Origin of the sequence: Saccharothrix obliqua (assembly GCF_019375475.1) — a bacterium.
GTDB lineage: Bacteria > Actinomycetota > Actinomycetes > Mycobacteriales > Pseudonocardiaceae > Actinosynnema > Actinosynnema obliqua.
In genome coordinates, this window is the sequence record NZ_JAHXGQ010000004.1 from 312,602 (window position 1) to 333,326 (window position 20,725).

General features: G+C 72.2%; 16 protein-coding genes. 3 read left to right on the plus strand and 13 right to left on the minus strand.

Annotation, left to right across the window (positions count from 1 at the left end):
* Window positions 1–161: 161 nt before the first annotated feature.
* A complete protein-coding gene (locus KZQ38_RS14830) occupies window positions 162–1,394 on the plus strand; it encodes an MFS transporter (RefSeq protein WP_219442385.1) in 1,233 nt (410 codons plus the stop codon).
* Between the two features lie 48 nt (window positions 1,395–1,442).
* Here KZQ38_RS14830 and KZQ38_RS14835 read toward each other — a convergent pair whose 3' ends face one another.
* From KZQ38_RS14835 to mdlC, 5 genes are all read right to left on the minus strand, one after another.
* On the minus strand, window positions 1,443–2,312 hold the full coding sequence (locus KZQ38_RS14835; protein ID WP_219442387.1) for an LLM class flavin-dependent oxidoreductase: 870 nt from the start codon (window positions 2,310–2,312) through the stop codon (window positions 1,443–1,445).
* Window positions 2,313–2,633: 321 nt separating this feature from the next.
* Window positions 2,634–3,503, minus strand: a complete 870-nt coding sequence (locus KZQ38_RS14840; RefSeq protein WP_219442390.1) for a M20/M25/M40 family metallo-hydrolase — start codon at window positions 3,501–3,503, stop codon at window positions 2,634–2,636.
* Window positions 3,504–3,549: 46 nt separating this feature from the next.
* Window positions 3,550–6,486 carry a DUF6531 domain-containing protein gene (locus KZQ38_RS37090; RefSeq protein ID WP_219442392.1) on the minus strand — a complete coding sequence of 979 codons (2,937 nt, stop codon included), beginning with the start codon at window positions 6,484–6,486 and terminating at the stop codon, window positions 3,550–3,552.
* 98 nt (window positions 6,487–6,584) lie between these two features.
* Window positions 6,585–7,784, minus strand: a complete 1,200-nt coding sequence (locus KZQ38_RS14850) for an MFS transporter (protein ID WP_219442394.1) — start codon at window positions 7,782–7,784, stop codon at window positions 6,585–6,587.
* Window positions 7,785–7,838: 54 nt separating this feature from the next.
* Window positions 7,839–9,401 carry a benzoylformate decarboxylase gene (mdlC, locus tag KZQ38_RS14855; RefSeq protein ID WP_219442396.1) on the minus strand — a complete coding sequence of 521 codons (1,563 nt, stop codon included), beginning with the start codon at window positions 9,399–9,401 and terminating at the stop codon, window positions 7,839–7,841.
* A gap of 115 nt (window positions 9,402–9,516) precedes the next feature.
* Between mdlC and KZQ38_RS14860 the strand changes: the two genes are divergently transcribed.
* Window positions 9,517–10,413 (plus strand): LysR family transcriptional regulator, encoded by an 897-nt coding sequence (locus tag KZQ38_RS14860; RefSeq protein WP_219442398.1) that lies wholly within the window; start codon window positions 9,517–9,519, stop codon window positions 10,411–10,413.
* 53 nt (window positions 10,414–10,466) lie between these two features.
* Here KZQ38_RS14860 and KZQ38_RS14865 read toward each other — a convergent pair whose 3' ends face one another.
* The 7 genes from KZQ38_RS14865 to KZQ38_RS14895 form a co-directional block, all read right to left on the minus strand.
* Window positions 10,467–11,198 (minus strand): alpha/beta fold hydrolase, encoded by a 732-nt coding sequence (locus KZQ38_RS14865; protein WP_219442401.1) that lies wholly within the window; start codon window positions 11,196–11,198, stop codon window positions 10,467–10,469.
* A 41-nt stretch (window positions 11,199–11,239) separates the two neighbouring features.
* Entirely contained in the window at window positions 11,240–11,818 is a 579-nt protein-coding gene (locus tag KZQ38_RS14870) for a TetR/AcrR family transcriptional regulator (protein ID WP_219442402.1), read from the minus strand.
* A gap of 19 nt (window positions 11,819–11,837) precedes the next feature.
* Entirely contained in the window at window positions 11,838–12,677 is an 840-nt protein-coding gene (locus KZQ38_RS14875; protein WP_219442404.1) for an ATP-binding cassette domain-containing protein, read from the minus strand.
* Entirely contained in the window at window positions 12,674–14,515 is a 1,842-nt protein-coding gene (locus KZQ38_RS14880; protein ID WP_219442406.1) for a dipeptide/oligopeptide/nickel ABC transporter permease/ATP-binding protein, read from the minus strand. Before KZQ38_RS14880 ends, KZQ38_RS14875 begins: the two co-directional genes overlap by 4 nt.
* Window positions 14,512–15,453: an ABC transporter permease gene (locus KZQ38_RS14885; RefSeq protein WP_219442408.1), complete on the minus strand. Its 942-nt coding sequence runs from the start codon at window positions 15,451–15,453 to the stop codon at window positions 14,512–14,514. Before KZQ38_RS14885 ends, KZQ38_RS14880 begins: the two co-directional genes overlap by 4 nt.
* A 60-nt stretch (window positions 15,454–15,513) precedes the next feature.
* Window positions 15,514–17,040, minus strand: coding sequence for an ABC transporter substrate-binding protein (locus KZQ38_RS14890; protein WP_219442410.1), 1,527 nt, complete (start codon window positions 17,038–17,040; stop codon window positions 15,514–15,516).
* A 230-nt stretch (window positions 17,041–17,270) separates the two neighbouring features.
* The gene (locus tag KZQ38_RS14895; RefSeq protein WP_219442413.1) at window positions 17,271–18,248 is read right to left on the minus strand and encodes a methyltransferase; all 978 of its coding nucleotides are present in this window, start codon (window positions 18,246–18,248) and stop codon (window positions 17,271–17,273) included.
* Window positions 18,249–18,541: 293 nt separating this feature from the next.
* Between KZQ38_RS14895 and KZQ38_RS14900 the strand changes: the two genes are divergently transcribed.
* Complete coding sequence (locus KZQ38_RS14900; RefSeq protein WP_219442415.1) at window positions 18,542–19,264, plus strand: SDR family NAD(P)-dependent oxidoreductase; 723 nt, start codon at window positions 18,542–18,544, stop codon at window positions 19,262–19,264.
* Between the two features lie 49 nt (window positions 19,265–19,313).
* Here KZQ38_RS14900 and KZQ38_RS14905 read toward each other — a convergent pair whose 3' ends face one another.
* The gene (locus KZQ38_RS14905; protein ID WP_219442417.1) at window positions 19,314–20,660 is read right to left on the minus strand and encodes an amidohydrolase; all 1,347 of its coding nucleotides are present in this window, start codon (window positions 20,658–20,660) and stop codon (window positions 19,314–19,316) included.
* Window positions 20,661–20,725 lie beyond the last annotated feature (65 nt).

The following is a 20,725-nucleotide window of genomic DNA, read 5'->3' on the forward strand; positions in this document are numbered from 1 at the left end:
CCGCTCGGCGGTCCCACCACCGCCACCGGTTCCGCCTCGGCAGCCCCACCGGCCCCAGCCGTCACCTGGGCCCCGGCGGCCCCCACCCTGCCGGTCTCAACCTCCTCCCCCTCACGGGACTTCGCATCCGCCGGCTACGCGATGAGCCGGGGAGTCCCAGCATGAGCGCCGTGCTCACGCCGCTGCGGGAGCCGGTGTTCCGGTGGCTGATCACCGGGCGCGGCTGCGCCGAGTTGGCCAACGGCATCGCTCCGGTGGCTCTGGCGTTCGCCGTGCTGGACATGACCGGCAGCCTGGTCGACCTCGGCATCGTGGTGGGGGCGCGGTCGACCGCGGTCGTGGTGCTGGTGCTGTTCGGCGGGATGCTCGCCGACCGGCTGCCCCGCGCGGTGATCCTCCAGGGCACCGGCCTGGTAGCCGCGACCACGCAGGCCGCACTGGCCGCGGCCGTGCTCGGCCAGTTCGTCTCCCTGCCGTTGCTGGTGGTGCTGGGCGTGGTGAACGGGACGGCGTCGGCGATGTCCCTACCGGCCGCCGCCGCGCTGACACCCCAGACCGTGCCACCGAACCTGCTGACCCAGGCCAACGCCCTGGCCAGGGTGGGCGTCAACACGGGCCGCTTCACCGGTGCCGCCGCGGGTGGGGTGCTGGTCGGCGCGCTCGGCTCGGGTTGGGCGATGGCGGTCAACGCGTGCCTGTTCCTGTTCGCCGCGTTCGCCTACCGGCAGGTCCGCGTGCCGCGGCCGGAGCGGGCGGCGAAGGTCGGTGTGCTGCGCGACCTGGCCGACGGGTGGCGGGAATTCACCGAGCACACCTGGGTGTGGGTGGTGGTGCTCCAGTTCATGGTGGTGAACGCGGTGCTCAGCGGCGGCGTCGTGGTGCTCGGTCCGGCGATCGCCGACCAGACCGTCGGCCGCGCCGCCTGGGGGTTCGTCGTCGGGGCGCAGACGCTGGGCGCACTGGTCGGCGGCGTGGTGGTAGCCCGATTCCGCCCGAAGCGGGCGTTGCTGGTCGGCGTAGCGCTGATCACCGCGGAAGCCCTGCCCCTGGTGGTGCTGGCCGAACTACCCCATCTCGTGCCGCTGCTGGCCGCGATGTTCGTGGTCGGCATGACGACCGAGGTCTTCGTGGTGGCGTGGGACGTCTCCCTCCAACAAAACATCCCGCCCCAAAAACTGGCCCGCGTGTACTCCTACGACATGCTCGGCTCGTTCATCGCGATCCCCATCGGCCAAGTAGCGGCCGGCCCGTTGGGCGGTCGGTTCGGTACCGGCCCGACCCTCCTGGCAGGCGCGGCAGTGGTGGTGACGGCGACATTGCTGGCCGTGTGCAGCCGAGACGTGCGCCGACTACGCCGACGCGACCCCGAACCGATCCCCACCGAAACCCACTGACGCACACTCCCCAAGAACGTCGCCTACCTGAAGAAACCACCCGCCGGGTCAGGGCAGGGCGGGCAGCACCTCGGCCGCCACGGTTTCCAGGATTCCCTCATCCCCGGCGTACGGCCCCGCCTCGCGGGGCCACGGCGCGGCCACGTCGGTGAAGCCCAGTTCGGCCGCCCGGCCGAGGAAGTCGCGGTAGCACTCGGTGCTGGACAACGAGTACACCGGCGCGCCGTCGGTCTGCAGGAACCGCCGGAACCCGGTCACCGGCGTCTCGGCCAGCACCTCGTCCATCCGCGCCGACAACTCGGCCACCGTCGACCACCAGTCCGCCAACCCCTCCCGGTGCAGCCCGGTGGTCACCCACCCCTCGCCACGCCGAGCCGCCAGGCGCAGGCCCTTCGGGCCGTTGGCCGCCAGGACGAACGGCACGCGGGGCCGCTGCACGCAGCCCGGCAGGTTGCGAGCGCCCTCGGCCCGGTAGTGCTCGCCGGACCACGTCACGTCGTCGTGGCGGAGGAGTTCGTCCAACAGCTCCACGAACTCGGTGTACCGCCCGAACGGACTGGTCACCCGGTTGGTGCCGCCGAACACCTTCGTGTCGTACCCGCCGGCGCCACCCGAGCCGATCCCGAGCGTGAACCGCCCGCCGGACGCGTCGTCCAACGCGGTCACCTCGCGCGCGAACGGCACCGGGTGGCGGAAGTTCGGCGACGCCACCAGCAACCCCAGTTCCACCCGGGACGTCACCTCGGCGGCCAGCGCGAGCGTCGGCACGGCCCCGAACCACGGACCGTCCACGAAATCCGTCCCGCCCACGTGGTCCCACGTCCAGACGTGGTCGAACCCGTACCTCTCGGCGGCCTGCCAGCGCGGTTTCGCCTCGGCCCACCGGTACTCGGGCAGGATGGTGATCCCGGCCTTCATCGACGCGCTCCCATCAGTCGGCCTGTTCGATCGAACAGGCCGACTGATCGCACGTCAAGCGCATTGCCCGGCCCGGGGCCCAGGCGCCGGGGATCGAGAGCCCGGGGCCTGGGGTCCCGAGAGCCAGGGTCCCGAGAACCGGGGTCCCGGGCACCGGATTCAGGTGCCCGAGGCCCAGGTGTCCGAGAGCCAGGGTCCCGGGGTCCTGGGCACCGGAACCCGGGCGCCCGAGGCGCGGGGGCCGGGGATGCCCCGGGCCCGGAGCCCGGGGCCGCCAAGCCCTCGGGTGCCTCAGGGCTCAGGTGCCCAGCCGCACCGGGCTCACGCCCCGGCCAGCTGCCACGCCACGTTGGCCGCCGCGTTCGTGGCGGTGCCCATCACGTTGGACGCGACGTTGGTGACCGTGTCGCACCGCGAGTGGTAGCACGGGTCGTTGCCGCTGGTGATGCCGCTGACCGGGACCCCGATCCGGGCGAACGACGCGTGGTCGCTGCGACCGGCGATGTTCACCCCGCGGGTCGCGAGGTTCTGCCCCCGGAACCACGTCTCGAACGTCTGGCGCAACGAGGCGTTGTCCGTGTAAACACCCCACGTGGTCGTGTTGCGCGCACCCACCATGTCGAAGTTCAGGTACGCCTTGATCCGGCTCCGCTCGGCCGCGGGCACCGAGTTCGTGTAGTAGCGGGACCCGATCATGCCCGCCTCCTCCGCACCCCACCAGCCGAACTTCAGGCGCTTCTGCACGTTCGGCTTGGTCCGCGCCAACGTCAACGCGGTCTCCAGCACGGCGGCCGACCCGGAGGCGTTGTCGTTGATACCGGGTCCGGCGGTGACGGAGTCCAGGTGGGCGCCCAGGAACACGACCTGGTTGGCGTCACCGAACGGCCACTCGGCGATCACGTTCCAGCCGGTCGCGCCGGCGTGCTGGAACGCCTGGAGGGTGGTGCGGAAGCCGGCGGCGTCCAGCTTGCCCTTCACGTAGTCCGCCGACGCCCGGTAGCCGGGCCTGCCGTGCGCCCGGTTGCCGCCGTTGCCGTCGGCGATCGTCTGGAACTGCTGTATGTGGGCCATCACGCTGTCGGCCGGGATCTGCGGCGGCGCGGCCTGGGCGGCCACCGCGGGTGCGGTCACGACCGCGCCCACGAGACCGAGGGCGGCCAACGCGACACCGAGCGTCTTCCCGATTCGCATGTGCGCTCCTTGTGCAGGGCGGCTATGCGGCGGCGTCCTTCGCACGCTACCGGTCCCACGCGCGGCCCGAAACGTACGGATGGCGGGAAAAATCCAGTTCCGGGCCGACCGGCGCGGGAGCCGTCCGACACCCCGTGCGCGGGTCGTGGCAGCCGTCCGAACCGTGGTGCAGACCGGTTTCCCGGTCGTGGTAGCGGCCACCCGCGCGCAACGGGCAGTCCTCGGCACCCGCCACCGGGTGCTCCTCCCCCAGCGCGCTCGCCCGCAACCGCCACACCACCCGGCCGTCCGGGGCGACCAGCTCGGTCGGCGCGCCCACCGGGTCCGTGACCACCAGGCGCCACCGGCCCGGTCCGCCCTGCTGCGTGATCGGCACGCCGTCGACGTGCTCCCACGTGGTAGTGACGACCGCCCCGCCCGCCGACCGCTCCTGCTCGACGAGCACGCCGCCGTCCCAGTGGAACCGCACCTCCTCCACCACCTCGCCCGCCGACCACCGCTGCTTGGCGATCCGCCTGCCCACCGGGTCGTAGCGGTAACGCCAGCGCTCACCGGTCGGCGTCACGGCCCCCACCAGCCGGTTGCGCACGTCGTACTCGTAGACCGCCGTACGCCGCGCACCGGTCAGCGTGAAGTGCACCGCCCGCACCAAACGGCCCTGGGCGTCGTGGTCGAGCAGCACCCGACCGGCCCGCCGCACCAGCGTCCCGGCGCGGTCACGGGGACCGGACGCCGCGCTGTCCACCGACCGCGTGTCCACGGCGAACGACGGGTTGCCCGACCGGTCGTAGCGGTAGCTCTCACGCCACCCCTCCGCCCGCACCGCCGTGACCCGACCCGCCACGTCCAGCTCGTACCGCCGCACGCCCTCCGCGTCCCGCACCTCCACCGGCACGCCGTCGCCCCGGTACCGCCAGGTCCGCGTGAAACCCGCCACCTCCCGCGCCACCAGGCGCCCCGCGGCGTCCCACCGGCTGACCACGCCCACGTCCGCCGTCCCGAGGAACGTCTCGCGCCGCAACGGGTCGTGGTCAACGGAAAGCGACCGACCACCGACCTCCACGAGGACCGGCAGCCCCACCCGGTCGTACCGCCGGTGGGAGACGCGGCCGGCAGGCGTGGTGCGGGACGTGCGGCGCCCCAAGGCATCCCGGGTGGTGGCGACGGTGCGCCCGTTCACCGATTCCGCGACCACCCGGCCCGCCGCGTCCCGCGTGATCACCAGCTCCGCGTCCGGCCCGACGGCGACGACGAGCCTGCCCGCCGCGTCGTGCCCGAACGTCGTGAGCTGCCCGTCGTCGGCGCGTTCGGCCACCACGCGCCCCATCTCGTCGCGGACCACCGTCAGGCCACCGCCGTTCACCACGCGCACCAGGCGGTTCGCCGCGTCGTGCTCGTAGAACACCGATCGGCCGTTGAAGTCCCGTTCCGCCACCAGGTTCCCGGCACCGTCGTAGTCGCGTCGCCACCGCAGCAACCGCGGGTCGGCCACCTCCACCAGCCGGAGTTCGGTGTCGTGGGCGTACTCGTGCCGCGCGCCGTCCGGGTCGACGCGGGCGGTCACGAAGTGGAACGGCCCCACTTCGTAGCGGGTGGTGTGACCGGCGCGGTCCGTCGTCGCCACCACGTCACCGTTGCCGTTCGTGCTCCACGTCCGGCTGGTCCCGTCCGGGAACACGCACCGGGCGGGTCCGCCCGCGTTGCCCCACACCACTTCCGTCACGCCGCCGAGCACGTCGGTCACCCGCACCAGGCGGCCACGCGCGTCCACCTCGTACCGCACCGGCGCGTTCTCCGCGTCGACCACCTCGACCGGCAGTCCCGCGGCGTTGGTGCTGAACGTCGTGACGTTGCCCAGGGCGTCCGCGGTGCTCCGGAGTTCCCCGTGCTCGCCATAGGTGTGGCGGGTGACCGCACCACCCGGATCGGTCGCGGTCAACAGGTTCCCGCGTTCGTCGTAGGTGAAGCCGTACCGCGCGCCGTCCGGTCCGACGACCAGCGTGGGTCGGCGCAGGGCGTTGTACTCGGCCGTCACGGTGGTGCCGTCCGGCCGGTCCACGCGGACCGGGTCGCCCGCCTCGTCCCGCGTCCAGCGGGTCGTGTGGCCGAGCCCGTCGGTGCGGGACAGCAGCCGGTGGTGCCGGTCGTGCTCGGCGCGTTCGACGTTGCCACGCGGGTCGACCGCTTCGGTCACGTTCCCGAACACGTCGTAGCGGAACACCCGGAGCCCGCCGAGGCTGTCGACGACGGTCGTCGACCGGCCCTCGACGTCATAGTCGACGGTGGCCGAGCGGATACCGCGCTCACCCTCGCCGCGGACGACCCGGCCGTCCGCGCGGTAGGTGTACGCGTAGCGGAAACCCTCGCGGTCGGTCCACCCCGCGACCCGGTCGGCGTCGTCGTACCGGTAGCGGAACGGCAGGAACGTCGTGTCGACCACCTCGGTGAGCCGGCCCGGGTCGTCGTACCGGTAGCACGCCAACACGACGTCGGCCAGGCGCAACGCCGTGACCCGCGGACCGGCCGCGTCGTGCTCGGTGTCCACGAGCACCCGGTACCCGCCGGAGTGCACCACTTCCACGGGCACGCCCGCGTGGTCGCGGCGGAACTCGACGCGGTTGCCGTTGCGGTCGGTGAGGGCGGTGATCGGCCGCACCCGGTCGTCCGCCGGGTTCGGCGCGAAGTGCCTCGTCCAGCCGGCCTTGGTGTCCCGCAGGAGGAACTCGCCGCCGTCCACGACCAACCGCAGCGGTGTGCCGCGCTCGGGCAGCCCCGGCTCGCGGTAGGTCAGCACCCGGCCGTCGCCGTGGTAGCGGACGGCGTCGCCGACCTCCAGCCGCTGGTCCATCGTGGACGACCAACCGGGGCCGTGGAGGCCGCCCGCGCTGCCGGAGGCGTAGGTGCGCGCCAGGACCAGCGGCAGCACCGCGGGCAATTCCACGTCGACGCGGTGGAACACCACCCGCCCGGACACGACGTCCACGCGATCGATGGTGCCCGCACCGGCCGACACCGATGCGGGCTCGCCCGAACCTCACTCGTTCGACGCAGTGTTTTTCTTCAGCCGCAACGAATACCGGCTCACGGTACCGAGGCCGCCTCGGGTGTGCGGCGCAGCAGCAGCACCGCGCCCAGCCCCAGCACCGCCACCGCCGCGAAGAACCAGAAGCCCCACGGGTACGCGACGCCCGCGGTCACCAGCGCGCCGGTGACGAACGGGCCGAGGATCGAGCCGATCCGCCCGACCGCCGAGGTGAAGCCCAGCGCCGTGCCGCGTGCTCGCGCGGGGAACGCCTGGGTCACGTACCCGAAGATCAGCACCTGCGCGGAGAACACGAACACACCGGTCAGCAGGACCATCACGTTCAGCAGCGCGCTGCTGTCCACGCGCATGCTCAACGCCGCCAGCAGCACCGCGGACGCGCCGAACCAGAGCACGGCGACCGGCTTGACGCCGAACCGGTCCGCGATCAGGCCCGCCGCCAGCAGGCCGATCACCGCGCCGATGTTCAGCATCAGCAACAGGGTGATCGCCGTGGACATCGGGTAACCCGCCGTCCGCATCAGCTGCGGCAGCCAGGTGTTCAACCCGTACACCAGCAGCAGCCCCATGAACGACCCGACCCACACCGCGATGCTGGTGCGGCGGTGCCGCGGTCCGAGCAGTTCCCGCGCCGGCATCGGCTCGCTCTCCCGGGCCGCCGCGAGGAACGCGCCGGACTCCGGCAACCGCCACCACATCAGCGGAACCGCCAGCAACCCGGCGATGCCACCGCCGTAGAACAGCAGGTGCCAGTTCTCCGCCGCCGCCAGGGCGAGCAACGTCATCAGCACCGCGCCCACGTGGTACCCGGTCATGGTGAGCGTGCTCGCGCTGGCCCGGCGGCGGGCGGGCAGGCTCTCCGCCATGGTCGCCAGTGCGACCGGCATGCAGGCGCCGAGCCCGAGCCCCGCCAGGAACCTCAGCAGCGCGAACACCGCCACGTTCGGCGACAGCGGGATCGCGAGCGTGAAGACCGAGAACAGCAGCACGGAGCCGATCAGCAGCCGCCGCCGCCCGAACCGGTCGGTCAGGGGGCTCAGCCCGGCCGCGCCGACCGCCACCCCGACCAGGGACAGGGTGGCCACCAGCGTCGCACCGGCCGGAGTGAAGCCCAGGTGGCCGGTCTTGAGCAGGACCGGGATGGTCGCGCCGAACGCGACCAGGTCGTAGCCCTCCAGCAGGACGGTCAGCCAGCAGAGCGCGGCCGTCCAGCCGGAGCGGGTTGGAGACGTCGTCATTGCCGTTCTCCTTCCGGTGGCCGATCGCCTCGGCCGGTGATCGCCCAGCGGGGTTTACTCCGGGCTGGTCGGGTAGGTGTCGACCTGGATCAGCTGGAGCCCGCCCACCGCGAGCCGCGCCCGCAAGGCGGCCTCGTCGGACACGGTGGTGGCGGGCACGCCGTAACCCTCGGCGATGCGGGTGAAGTCCAGGCCGGGGATCTCGGTGCCGGGCACGTCGGGCGTGCCCAGCAGCTCGCCGAACCAACGCAGCGCGCCATAGGTGCCGTTGCGCAGGATGACGAACGTGACCGGCACGCCGTAGCGGGCGGCCGACCACAACGCGGTGATGCCGTAGTTCGCCGAGCCGTCGCCGACGACGGCCACGACCGGCCGGTCCGGGCGGCCCATCGCCATCCCGACCGCCGCGGGCAGCCCGAACCCGAGCCCGCCCGCCGCCGGGAAGAAGTACGACCCGCCGCGACGCAGGTCCATCTGCCGCCACCAGGCCGAGTTCGTGGAGGTGGACTCCACCACGTAGATCGCGTCGTCGGGCTGGGTGTCGCGCAGGGCCGCGAACACCTGCTCCGGGTGCAGGGCGTGCGGCGCGGTCGCCGGCTCCGGGTTGGGCACGTACCCGGGTTCGGTCGGGCGGGGCGCGGTGCGGTCGAGCAACGCCTCCAGCACCACGCCGGGGTCCGCGATGAGCGCGTCGCCCATCGGCGCGCGGGTGGCCGCGCCGGCGTCGTCGGTGACCTGCACCAGCCGCGTGCCCTCGGGCAGGTACGGGCCGGGCACGTGCTGGTGGTAGCGGAACACCGGCGCGCCCAGCACCAGCACCAGGTCGTGCCCCTCGAGGGCGGAGGACACCGCGCCGATGCCCGCGGGCAGCACGCCGCGGAACAGCACGTGCCGGTTGGGGAACGGCAGCCGGAAGGGCGACGGCGCGACCCACGTGGGCACCGACCGGTGCTCCGCGAACGCGACGGCGCGGTCGAACAGGCCGGCCGTGTCGATGTCGCCGCCCAGCACCAGCGCCGGGTTGCGGGCCTGCTCGAACCGGGCCACCAGCTCGGCCAGCTGCTCCTCGGTCGGCGCGGCGCCCCGGCGGACGCTGCGGTCCAGGACGGTGTCCGCCTCGACCTCCTGCGCCCAGTCGTCGTAGGGCACGGAGAGGTAGGTGGGACGGCGCTGGACGTCCGCCTCGAACACGGCCTGCGCCACGGCACGCGGCACGTCGGACGCCGTGGCGGGCTCACCCGACCACGCCACCAGCGGGCGCATCAGGTTGGTGGCCTCCACGTTGGCGAGCATCGCCTCCAGGCCGATGGCCGAGCGCACCTGCTGGCCCGCGGTCAGCACCAGCGGCGAGCGCGAGTGCACGGCGTTGGTCAGCGCGCCCATGGCGTTGCCCGAGCCCGCCGCGGCGTGCAGGTTCACCAGCACCGGGCGGCCGGTGGCCTGCGCGTAGCCGTCGGCCATGCCGACCACCACCCCCTCGTGCAGGCCGAGGACGTACTGGAACGACGGCGGCAGGTCGGCGAGGAACGGCAGTTCGTTCGAGCCGGGGTTGCCGAAGACGGTCGTGAGTCCGTTGCGCTCCAGGAACTCGTGGACGATGCGGCGGACGGTCGGCAAGGTGCTGCCCCTCTCGGTGGTGCGGTCGAGATGACCGAGTGACCCAGAACATAAGGAGCCGGCGGACTGTGTTCCAATAAATGTTCAGCGGCAGACACATCGACGGGATCTATAGTTGCGTGACTTCGACCTGAACCTGGTGCGCACGTTCGTGCTGCTCTACGAGACGCGCAGCGTCACGGCCACCGCCGAGGCGATGCACGTCACGCAGCCGACCATCAGCTACAGCCTGCAAAAGCTGCGCCGCCGGTTCGGCGACGAGTTGTTCCGGCGCGCCAAGGGCGGGCTCGCGCCCACCACCACGGCGAGCGCCCTGTACGAACCGCTGCACAACGCGCTCGCCGCCATCGAGGAGGCGGTCAGCGGCGCGCGGCCGTTCGACCCGAGGACCGCGCGCACGACGTTCACGCTCGCCCTGTCCGACCTGGGCGAGGTGTCGCTGCTGCCCCGCCTGATGGCCGCGCTGCCGTCCCGCGCGCCGGGTGTCGGGCTCACCGTGCGACCGCTCGACGTGGTCAACGCGCCCGACCTCCTCGGGCGCGGCGAGGTCGACGCGTTCATCGCGTCACCGCTGTTCGGCACGCCGCGCGTCGCACGCGTGCCGCTGTTCGCGGAGGGCTACGTGGCGATGGTCGCCGACGACCACCCCCGGTTGCGGGGCGACCACGCGGACCTGGCGGCGCTCGCGGCGGAGCAGCACGTCACGGTGTACGGCCCCACCGGGCACGACGGACCGCGCCGCGCGCTGGAGGCCAACGGCCTGGAGCATCGGGTGGTGCTGCGGACGACCCGGTTCGCGGCGTTGCCGTTCCTGGTGCAGGACAGCGAACTCGTGGCGATGGCGCCCCGGATGGTCGCGGACGCGTTCGCCGCCGACCACCGGCTGCGGTTGCTGGAACTGCCGTTCGAGATCGAGCCGGCCCAGGTGTCGGTCTACGCCCGCCACGCCCACGCGCGGAGCCCGGCGCAGGCGTGGCTGGTCGACTTCATGGCGGAGGTGCTGGCCGAATAGCACTCACGCCGCCGTCCACTGTGGACGGCGGCGTGAGTGTCCATCGAGGATCGTCAGACGCCCAGGAACTCGAAGGCCGCCGCGCGGAACTCGTCGCTCTTCAGCGCGCCGAGGTGGTCACCGGGCACGTGCCGCAGCTCCGCGCCGGCCACGCGCGCCACGACCTGCTCGACGCCCTGCGCCATCGGGTCGCCCTCGCCCGCCAGGAACAGCGCCGGGACGGCGGGCGCGGTGGCGGCGGGGTCGAACGGCTCGCGGGCCAGGCCCTCGACCAGGCGCAGCAGCGATTCGGAGTCCTGGCCCGGCGCGGACACCATGCCGGTGATGATGCCGGTCAGCGGGTCCGCGGGCCGCGGGCCGCCCTGGACGGCGGCACGTGCCGCGGCGAGGTCCACCGCGCCGAACGGCTCCATCGGGCTGAGACCGCCGAGCACGAGGCGGCGCACCGGGAGGTAGCCGCCCGCGGCGAGGTCCCACGCGAGGCGGGCGCCGAGCGAGTAGCCGATCACGTCGACCTCGCCCGCGCCGACGCCGTCCGCCATGCGCCGCAACACGTTCGCGGTGGTGACCTCGTCCGCGGAGCCGACGGCCGGCCCGCCCGCGTGGCCGGGCAGGTGCACGACGACCGCTTCGCGGCCGGCCGCGGCCAGCGGGGCCGCCCAGCGCTCGGCGGGCCAGTCCGCGGCCCCGTCGGCGGCGAATCCGTGGATGAGCACGACCGGCGGGCCGGTGACCTCGGTGGTGGGTTGGGTGCGGGTGGCCGGCAGCGCGGCGACACTGGTCATTCTACGAGCGTAGACGAAAACGCCCGGACGGGTCCAGGCGCTCAGCCCACCACGCGCCGCATGAACTCCGCGATGTACGCGCGGTACCGGTCGGTCAGCTCGCCCACCGGGTGCATCAGGCTCGCCACGTTGGCCCCGATGGTCACCGAGATGACCTCGTCCGCGAGCACGCCGACGACGGGCGGTTCGAGCCGCGAGGCGGCGGCGATCCGCCTCGTCAGCTCGGCCCGCCACGTCGTCAGCAGGTCGCGGTAGCGCCGCGCCAGGTCGGGGTTCGCGACCGAGCGCTCCCACAGCACCAGCAGCACGCGCGCGGACGCGATCTGGTGCGGTTCCAGCGGCATCGCACCCTCGACGAACCCGTGCAACGCCTCCACCGGGCTCGCGCCCGGGTCCAACTCGGACATCCGCCGCGCGGTCTCCGCCAGGACGCTCTCGAACGTCGCGGCGATGATCTCGTCCTTGCTGGCGAAGTAGTGCTTGAGCGCGCCGTTGGCGAAACCGGCGGCGGTGACGATGCTGCGCATGGTCGCCGCTTCGAAGCCGCCCTCGGCGATCAGCTTCTTGGCGACCTCCACGATCTCCCGCCGCCGCTGGTCGTGGTCGATGACCTTCGGCATGGTCAGCGCCCGCGCGACGTCACGCCGAGTCCCGGAGACCGAGCCAGGTGGCCCGGCGTTCGGCCTGGCGCACGGGATCCGCGACCGGTGCGGCCAGCAGCAGCCGCCGGGTGTACGGGTGCTCCGGGTCGTCGGTGACCTTGGTGGTGTCGCCGTCCTCCACGATCTCGCCCTGGTACATCACCGAGACCCGGTGGCAGATCCGCCGCACGACGCCGAGGTCGTGCGAGACGAACAGGTACGAGACACCGGTGTCCCGCTGCAAGTCGATGAACAGGTCGAGGATCGTGGACTGGGTGGTCAGGTCCAGCGCGCTCACCGGCTCGTCGCACACGATCAGCCGCGGCCGGCGGACCAGCGCCCGCGCGATCGCGATCCGCTGCCGCTGACCGCCGGAGAACTCGCTCGGGTACCGGTGCACGGCGTCGCTGGGCAGCCGCACGTGGTCCAGCATCTCGGCGACCACCGCGCGTGCCTTCTCCCGCGACGTCCCGGTGACCTCCAGGGGTTCGGCCAGGACCTCGCCGACCGTCATCGTGGGGTCCAGCGAGCCGTACGGGTCCTGGAACACGACCTGGATGTCGTTGGCCAGCCGACGCCGCGCCGCGCCCTTCACGTGCGTGATGTCCTGGCCGTCGAACGAGATCCGCCCCGACGTCACCGCGGCGAGCCCGAGCACGGCCTTGCCCAGCGTCGACTTGCCGGAACCGCTCTCGCCCACCAGACCCACGCACTCACCCGCGCCGACCGAGATCGACACGCCCTTGAGCGCGCGCAGCCGGAGCTTGCGGTGGATGCGGTAGTCGACCACCAGGTCCTCCACCGCGAGCAGCGGCTCGGCTCCCCCGGGCGCGTTCATCGTGCACCGTCCTTCTCGCCCACCCGGTCGAGCGCGGCGGGCGATTCCCGCGACCACGCCTCGTCCAGTTCCTGCCTGCTCTCGGTGTCGTCCAGCGACGCGCTGATCAGCTCGGCCGTGTACGGGTCCTCCGGGTTGCGGAAGATCCGCTCCACCGGGCCCGTCTCGACGATCCGGCCGTCCTTCATGACCACGACCCGGTCGCAGATGTCCGCGACCACGCCGAAGTTGTGCGTCACGATCACCAGCGCCATGCCGTACTCCCGCTGCAACTCCCGCAGCAGTTCCAGCACCTCCGCCTGCACCGTGACGTCCAGCGCGGTCGTCGGCTCGTCGGCGACCAGCAGCGGCGGTCGCCCGGCCACCGCGCCCGCGATGAGCACGCGCTGCGCCATGCCGCCCGAGATCTGGTGCGGGTACGACACCAGGACCCGGTCGGGGTCGGTGATCCCGACCTGCACCAGGACCTCCCGCGCCCGCTCGCGCGCCGCGGCCTTCGACATGCCGTGCACGTGCCGCAGCGGTTCGACCAGCTGGTGCCCGATGGTGTAGCAGGGGTCCAGGTTGGTCATCGGCTCCTGCGGCACGTAGCCGATCGACCGGCCGAGCAGCGCCGCGCGCTCGCCCGGCGACAGGCGGCCGACCTCGCGCCCGCCGACCCAGATGCCGTCCGCGACCGCGGTGCCGCCGGACGGCAGGAGGTTGAGCACGGAGAAGATGGTCTGCGTCTTGCCGGAACCGGACTCGCCGACGATGCCCAGCACCTCGCCGGGCGCGGCGTCCAGCGACACACCGCGGACCACTTCCTTCACGCCGTTCGACACGGCGTAGCCGACGCGCAGGTTGTCCACGCGCAGGGCGCAGTCCTCCGCGTCGTGCGCGTGCGACCCGCTCGCCACCCGCTCCGCCAGGTCGCCCGGCGCGGGCGCGGCCAGCGATTCCCGCACCCGCGACCGGTCACGCCGGGTCGGCTGCTCGGACCGGACGCTGACCAGGTCCGCCAGGGTGGACCCGATGAACGCCAGCGCGGCGATCGTGAGCCCGAGGGCGATCGACGGCCACAGCAGGATCAGCGGGTAGTTCAGCATGTTCTGGAAGCCGTCGTTCATCATCTGGCCCCAGCTCGGCGTGGACGCCGAACCGATGCCGAGGAACTGGAGGCCCGCCTGCATACCGATGGCGATACCCGCGGTCAACGCGGTCTGCACGACGATCGGGGCGTAGACCGCGCGCAGCATGTGCGTGCGCAGGATGCGGCCGTTGGTCACGCCCGCGACGCGCGCGGCGTCGATGTACGGCTCCTTGCGGACCGACAACGCCCGCGCCCGCGTGATCCGGTAGTAGCCGGGCGCCAGGAAGATGCCCAGCGCCACCATGAGGACCACGAACGACTGCCCGGTGCCGGCGGCGACCACCAGCAGCACGATCATGCCGGGAACGGACTGGAGGGCGTCGCTGATCCACGAGCACACGCGGTCGGTGGCACCGCCGAAGTAACCGGCGGACACGCCCGCCGGCACACCCAGCAGCAGACCGGCGGCACAGGTGATCACCGCGCCGAACAACGTCGTCTGCGCGCCGTAGAGCAGGCGGCTGAGGATGTCGCGGCCGGCGGAGTCGCCGCCCAGCAGGTGGCCGTCGCCCGGTGTGGCGTGGGTCAGCTTGAAGTCGACGAGGTTCGGGTCGAACGGCGCGAGCCACGGCGCGAGCACCGCGACCGCGACGACGACCAGCAGCACGGCGAGGGCGACCACGCCGAGCGGGCGGCGCAGGTAGCGCCGCCACAACGAGATGCGCTTGACGGGCGCCAGGGTGGTGGGGAACGGAGCTGTGGTCATCGCTCGCGCACCTTCGGGTTGACCCACCCGAGCACGAGGTCGAGCAGGAAGTTGACGATGACGACGAACACCACGGTGACCGCGGTCAGCCCGAGCAGCACGGGGATGTCGCCGATCTGCGAGGCCGACTGGGTCAGGCTGCCGATGCCGGGCAGGTTGAACACGATCTCGACGACGATCGCGCCGCCGAGCAGACCCACGAACAGCAGCGCGAGCACGGTCAGCGCGGCGGGCGAGGCGTTGCGCAGCACGTGCGCGGTGACGCGCCTGCCGGACAGCCCGCGGGCGCGCAGCGTGCGCACGAAGTCCTGGTTGGCCACCTGGAGGAAGCCGTTGCGCAGCTGTTCGGCGACCATGACGATCGCGCCCAGCGCCAACGACACCGACGGCAGCGTGATCGACTGGATCCAGCCGCCGAAGGAGTGCTCCGGTGACACGTAACCGACGGCGGGGAACCACTTCAGCTCGATGCCGAACCACATGACCAGCACGAGGCTGACCCAGAAACCGGGCAGCGCGAACAGGACCACGGACGCGAGCTTCAGGCTCCGGTCCAGCAGGCCGCCGGGCCGCAGGCCGCACGCGATGCCCACGCCCACGCCGATGATGGCGGCGAGCAGCGTCGCGAAGACCACGATGGACAACGTGACCGGGACGCGCAGCGCGATCTGGTCGTTGACCGACTGGAAGTTGCGCCACGAGGAGCCGAAGTCGCCCGTCGCGGCGCTGGAGAACCAGTTCCAGAACTGGACGAGCAGCGGCTGGTCGTAGCCGATCTTGGTGCGCAGCGCGGCCTGCTGGGCCGCCGTCGCGCTGTTGCCGAGCAGGCCGGGTGTCGGGTCCCCGACCGCCACGTGCGCGAGGAAGTACGTGCCGCTGGTGACGACCACGAGCAGCAGGATCCCCGACAGCAGGCGTTTCGCGATGAAGGAAAGCAATGTCGGCTCCTCACCGGCAGGCCCGTCCGGTGTGGACGGACCTGCCGGAGCACGGGCGCGTCAGCCGCGCTGGATGAACCGCAGCGTCGGGAACATCATGCCGGTGACCGGCGTGACCGTGATGCCCTTGACGCTGAAGTAGGTGTTGTCGGCCTGGTACCACACGTCGAACCACGCCAGGTCGACCAGCTTCTTGTTGAGCTGCTTGAGCAGTTCCGTCTGCTGGGGGCCGGGTTCGGCCTGCTCGGCCTGCTCGACCAGCGCCTTCACTTCCGGGAAGGCGTCGACCGACGGGTTCGGGTTGTACCACTGGGACGTGGTGACCTGGTCGGTCAGCGTCGCCATGTCGTTGCCGGCCAGCGCGATCACCGCGAGGAACATCGGGAAGGTCGGCGCGTTCTTCTGGTAGTCGGGCATGGCCATGTCCTGCCACTCGACCTTGATGCCCAGCTCGCCGAAGGTCTGGTTGGCGGCGGGCTGCCACGCCTGGAAGATCGGCGACATCGGCATCTTCACGCTGAAGCCGTCCGGGTAGCCGGCCTCCGCGAGGAGCTGCTTGGCCTTGGCCACGTCGGTCTTGTACTTGTCGTTCATCGACTTGTCGTAGACCGCGCCGTCCACCGACCAGACCTGGTTGGTGACGGTGCCGGAGTCGTTGGCGACCGCCTTGAGGATGCCCGCGGCGTCGAAGGCGTAGCTGATCGCCTGGCGCACGCGCTGGTCACCGAGCGCCTTGACCTGCGCACCGGTCCGGTCGGCGAACTGCACGCCGACCCACGACGCCGCCTTCGAGGCGATGTTCCAGCCGTTCTCCTTCGCCTTGGGCAGGTTCGCGGCGTTGGCGAACTGCACGTTCAGCTGGCCGGACAGCATCGCGTTGAAGCTCGCCGTCTGGTCGGTGATCGGGAACAGCCGCACGGTCGGGAACGGGTAGGTGCCCGTGTCCCAGTGGTCCTGCTTCTTGGTGAAGACGTACTGCGACTGCGGGGTCGAGGACGCCTTGTCGTACTTGTACGGGCCCGACCCCACGGGGTCGGACGCGAGCGCGCCGGACTTGATGGCCGCCGGCGAGGCCATCCAGCTCCGGCCGAGGCCCATCTGGTACAGCAGGGCGTCGTCCCGCTTGGACAGTTTGATCTCGACGGTGTCCGCGTCCTTGGCGGACACGCCCGCGACGTTCAGGTACGCCTGGCCGGAGCGGACGCCGGCCTTCAGGTGTTCCAGGTTCGCGACGGCCGCCGTCGCGTCGAACTTCTGCCCGTCCTCGAACGTCACGCCCTGGCGCAGCTTCGCGGTCAGCGTGAGCCGGTCGGTGGACCACTCCCAGGACGAGGCCAGCGCGGGCACCGGCTTGCCGTCCTTGTCCAGCGCGACCAGCGGGTCGTAGACGGCCGACAGGTACGGCCCGTCGAAGCCGATGTCGGCGCTCGCCGGGTCCCAGGACGTGACGTCGAGGAAGACCCCGGCCTTGAGTTCGCCCGTGTCACCGGCGGCGGTGGTGCCACCGCCGCCGGAGCCGGTGCATCCGGCGAGCGCGAGAGCCGCCGCCGCGGCTATCGCGACCAGTGCCGTCCGTGTCCTCGTCATTGAGTCCTTCTCTCGGTGATGGACTGCCGGCGGGGGTCACGCGCCGCTGCCGCGGGCTGGTCCTCGCCTGGAGATGTGGTTCAAGTGGGTGAGACCTGGCTCACCGTGGTGCGGGTTAGTCTACGGTTGTCGGCAAAAAAATCAACGGTTGACCGACCGGTAAATCGTCCCGAAACCAACTGGTTACCCAGGGTCGACAAATCGTGAAATCGTATATGAAACGGGTGTTCTCAGACCGCTTCGGCGACCAGCACGCGCGGGCTGCCCGGCAGCGCGATGACCTCGCGCGCACGCCAGCCGGAACCCTCCAGCCACGCCTTGACCTCGGACTCCGGGTAGACGACCGTGCCGTCGATGACGAAGTATTCGCCCGCGTGCAGCGCGTCGATCGGCCGCTGGCGCTCGTCGTCGTCCAGGAAGAAGTCGAGCAGCAGCAGGGTCGCGCCCTCCTTGGCCGCCGCACGGGCGTTGGCCAGGATGGTCTTGTTCTGCTCCGCCGTGAACCGGTGCAGCACGTGGTTGACCATGACGATGTCGTGCTCGCCGCCCGGCGCGGCGGTCTCCGTCTCGGCGGGCTCGACGGTCGCGCGGTCGGTGAAGCCGGCCGCCGCGAGCGCGTTGTTGATGCCCTCGGTGGACATCGGCGCGAACACGAACCGGACGGTCAGGTCGGGGTTGGCCCGCAGCGCGTTCACCGCGAAGTCCGGCGACAGGCCGCCCAGGTCCAGCATCGACCGGTACGGCGTGAAGTCGAAACCACGCGCGAGCATCGCCGCGTGCAGCGAGTTGTACCGCATCACGCCGGCCATGAAGGTGCCCCACCGGGCTTCGTCCATCGCCAGCTCGCCCGGCTTGGTCGTGTCCACGGTGGTGTCGAACTGGAGCCAGTGGCCGTAGCTGATCTCGTTGAGGAAGGTCAGGAACGGCGCGAGGTCGGTGTCACCGGCGCCGCCCAGGTACTCCGCGGCGTCGGCCGCCAGGGAGTACCGGCCGTCCTGCCGGTCGAGCAGGCCCTTGGCGTTCATCGCGTCGGCCAGGATGCGCGCGATCTGCTCGCTCACGCCGGTGGTGGCGGCCAGCTCGGCGGCCGTGCGCGGGCCGTCGGACAGGGCCCGGAAGAGCCCGACCCTCGACGCGGCGAACAGCTGCTTGGCGCCCATGTAGCCGATGGCGATGTCGACGATGCGGTCCGGGACGGGTCCGGTCATGAAAGCTCTCCTCGAAAAGGAAGCGGGCCACCTCGGCGGGCGCCCGGGACGAGATGGGGTGTTAGTCTACGCACGTCGACTAAAAGCGCCAGCCCCTGAGCCGGATTCCACCGGCGGTGGCATTCCGATCGGGTAACGGCCCGCGCTCCGCCCCCGGTCGGACCGCGAACGCGGTCGCCCGTTCCGGAGCACCCGGTGCCGCCACTCGACCGCCCGGCGGCCCTGGTGGTTTATTTTCTACGCTTGTATACCGTAAGCCGACCGGAACCCCGGTCACCCGAGAGGAACCGACGATGACCTCTTCCCGCACCGTCCTGGTGACCGGCGGAGCCGGCGGCATCGGCCGCGCGATCGCCACCGCCTTCCAGAAGGCAGGCGACACCGTCGTCGTGGCCGACGTCCACGGCGTCGAGGAGGCCGCCGACGCGCTCGGTGTCCGCGGCGTGGCCCTGGACATCACCGACGAGGACTCGATCGGCCGCGCGCTGGACGAGGTCGGCCCGGTGGACGTGCTGGTCAACAACGCGGGCCTGCTCAGCGTCCACGGCCGACTGCTCGAACTGGCCGCCGCGGACATGGGCCGCATCCTCCAGACCAACGTCCAGGGCACTTTCCTGATGACGCAGCACGTCGCGCGCCGGATGGTGGAACGCGGCGTGCGCGGCGTGGTGGTGAACCTGTCGTCGATCGGCGGTCGCCAGCCCACGCCCGGCATGGGAGCCTACGAGAGCAGCAAGGCCGCGGTGGACGCGCTCACCCGGTGGTCGGCCATCGAGCTGGCCGAGCACGGCATCCGCGTGAACGCGGTCGCGCCCGGCCCGGTGCTCACCCCGATGCTGGCGATGGGCCTGCCGGAGGGCTCGCCCGCGCGCGAGGCGTGGCTGAGCCGGATCCCGCTGCGGCAGCTCGCGGCGGTGGAGGACGTGGCGGCGGCGGTGGTCTTCCTGGCCGGCGACGCGGCGTCCCACATCACCGGCACCAGCCTGCCCGTGGACGGCGGCCAGCTGCTGGTCTGACTGACGTGCCGAACGGGGCCGGGCCGCGTGGCCCGGCCCCGTTCACGCATCACCCGCGTTCGTAGACGATCCGTCCACCCAGGACGGTCAGCTCGACGTCCACGTCGGGCAGTTCGGCCGGGGTGAGCGCCAGCGGGTCGGCGGCCAGCACGCACAGGTCGGCCACCATGCCCTCGGCCAGGGTGCCCTTCCACGCCGAGGCGCCGTCCTGGCGCGCCGGGTTCACCGTGTAGCAGCGCAGCAGCGTCTCCACGCGCTCGCGCGGGTCCTCGGCCGGACCCATCCACTGGTCCGCGGCGGCGATCTCACGACGCCAGTCCGGCGCGAGCACCGGTGCGTCCGACGTGAGGCACAGCGGCACCCCGGCGTCCAGGGCCGCGCGCAGCGGCCACGCGCCCGCGGCCCGCTCCTGGCCGAGGGTCGCCCCGACCACGCCCGCCGTGCGCACCGCGATACCGGCCTGCGCGGAGAGCCCGACCCCGAGGTCCGCCATGCGCCGCAACTGCTCCGGGCTCACCAGGTCGCCGTGGATGACGTAGTGGCCGAGGTCCGCGTCCTGCTCGGCGCGGGCTCGCGCCACCGCGTCCAGCAGCAGGTCGATCGCCCGGTCGCCGGTGGCGTGCAGGCCCACCTGGAGCCCCGCGCGGTGGGCGGCCAGCACCATCTCGGTGAGGTTGCGCTCGCGGTCCGCGGCGTCCTGGCCCTCGACGAGGAGTTCCGCGTGCGTGCCGTCGGTGTAGCAGTGGTGCGTGTACGCCGTGCGCATCGGCGGGATGCCGTCGGCGAAGATCTTCACCCCGGCGAAGTTCAACCGCTCGGGGTCCGCGCCCGGTCCGTCCACAGTGGCCAGTCCGGCGAGGAAGTCGTCGAGGGTGCTCCGGCCGTCCAGCTCGCCGTAGAGCCACAGCGCCGTGACCCGCGCCCGCAGCAGCCCCTCGGCGGCCAGTTCGCGGTACTGCTCCACCACCGACGTGCCGAACGCGCCGGTGCCGCCGGCGTCCTCGCCCGGCCCGAGCCCCGGTTCGGTGTAGCTGGTGATTCCCAGCCCCGCCAACAGGTCTCCGGCCCGGAGGATGGCCGCGCGCCGCTCGGCGGCGGTGCGCAGCGGGCGTTCCGGCGGCATCCCGGGCGCGCCGGTCTCGCCGAACAGCGTGTGCGGCCACAGGGCGCCGAGCCAGGTGGCGTGCAGGTGGGCGTCGTTGATGCCGGGGATGACGGCCCGGCCGCCGAGTTCGACCACCTCGGTGCCCGACCCGACCAGGTCGGCGACGTCGTCGTCGGAGCCGACGCGCAGCACGCGCCCGTTCCGGACCGCCAGCGCGGTCGCGGGACCGGAACCCGCCATGGTGTGCACCGGTCCGCCGCGCAGGACAAGGTCCGCAACTGAATCCACCACGGGCGCTCCCTGTTGTGTCCGGGGTCTCGACATTTTAGTCGACGTACGTAGACTAACCCACCGGG